The following is a 1,731-nucleotide window of genomic DNA, read 5'->3' on the forward strand; positions in this document are numbered from 1 at the left end:
ACAAGGTGCTGCATGCGGCGCTGGAGATTCGGCCGGGCCGGTCGGTCATCGTCGCCGAGGGTGACAGTTTCCCCACCGACCTGTACATCGCCGAAGGCGTGGCCTCGACACGGGACGGCGTCCTGCTGCGCCTCGCGGGCGTCGACGCGCCCACTATCGAAGAGCTGATCAACGAAAACGTCGCGGTGGTGCTGGTCAACCACGTCAACTACAAATCGGGTGAACTGCGCGACATGGCGGCGCTGACGCGCAAGGCTCATGCGGCCGGAGCGCTGATCGTCTGGGATCTATGCCACACCGCCGGCGCCCTGCCCGTCGAGCTCGATCACGCAAATGCCGATTTCGCCATCGGCTGCACTTACAAGTACCTCAACGGCGGTCCGGGCGCACCGGCCTTCATCTATGCCGCGCAGCGCCATCACGGCGATATCAGCCAGCCGCTCAGCGGCTGGTGGGGCCATGCGCGGCCCTTTGCCTTCGAACGGGGGTATGTTGCCGGCACCGGTATCCGCCGCTTTCTGTGCGGCACCCAGCCGGTCCTGTCGATGCGGGCGCTCAAAGGCGCGCTTGCCATCTGGAACGACGTCGACATGGCGGCATTGCGAAAAAAGAGCGTCGCGCTGACGGAACTGTTCATCCAGCTCGTCGAAGCAAAGTGCGGCGCCTATGGCCTCACGCTGGAGACCACCCGCGACGCGACCAGGCGCGGCAGCCAGGTGTCGTTCCTTCACGATCACGGCTATCAAATCATGCGGGCGCTGATCGAGCGCGGCGTCATCGGTGATTTTCGCGCGCCATCGACCATCCGTTTCGGCTTCACGCCCCTCTATATCGGCTACAAGGATGTGTGGCTGGCGGTTCAAGTGCTAGAAGACATTCTGCGCACGGGCGCATGGAAGGACCAGCGTTTCGCCGTCAAGGAAGCCGTTACCTGACGCAACGATCCCCGCGATTTGCCGTCGCCGCCCTCACTGCCCGGCAGATGACGGAGGGCTGATTCCAGCCACAAATGCCAACAGACGTTGGCGTTTTGGCTCCGTTTCGTTCACGGCAAACGAACGTCCCGAAGATTGATAGCGTCCCTTGTGGAGGTCGATCGGCAGATGATGCCAAGCCTTGGGTCGAGGATGAGCCACAGGTCATTAACCATAATGGTTTCAATGTGAGCAGGCGCATTGCCGTGGTTGGCGCCTGTCGATCGCGACCCGCTGGCAAGCCCAAATAATTTCAGCAGCCTTAACAAATTCATTAAACTTTAAACGGTTGCAGAACACAACTGGAACAGATAGTGTTTGTTCTGGGTTTGTTTTTCGATTCTGGTTTCAGGTAATCTGGGGGCCGCCATGCTGACACGCAAGCAACATGAACTGCTGATGTTCATCCATGAACGCCTGAAGGAGAGCGGCATTCCGCCATCCTTCGACGAGATGAAGGAGGCGCTCGACCTTGCCTCCAAATCCGGGATTCATCGGCTGATCACCGCACTTGAGGAGCGCGGCTTTATTCGCCGGTTGCCCAACCGGGCACGCGCGCTGGAAGTGCTGCGATTGCCGGACTCGATCGCGCCCGGCCTCAACGCGGCAAAGAAGTTTTCGCCAAGCGTCATCCAGGGCAGTCTCGGTCAGGGTGGTGCCCTTGGCCGGCAGATCAAGCCGGCGCCTTCGCGGATGCCCTCGCCCGGCAATGATGACGATGCGGTCTCCGCCGTGTCGATACCGGTCATGGGCCGTA

The 1,731-nt window shown here is 61.0% G+C and carries 1 protein-coding gene and 1 pseudogene; both read left to right on the top strand.

Annotation, left to right across the window (positions count from 1 at the left end; genetic code table 11):
* Positions 1 to 935 (top strand): kynureninase (kynU, locus tag EN906_RS33115; RefSeq protein WP_127375721.1); only part of this gene is annotated, 935 nt, incomplete at its 5' end.
* Between the two features lie 408 nt (positions 936 to 1,343).
* Positions 1,344 to 1,731, top strand: a pseudogene (locus EN906_RS33120) (repressor LexA); the annotation flags it as partial.

The organism is Mesorhizobium sp. M7A.F.Ca.CA.004.06.1.1, from assembly GCF_003999135.1.
In the GTDB taxonomy this organism is placed as follows: Bacteria; Pseudomonadota; Alphaproteobacteria; order Rhizobiales; family Rhizobiaceae; genus Mesorhizobium.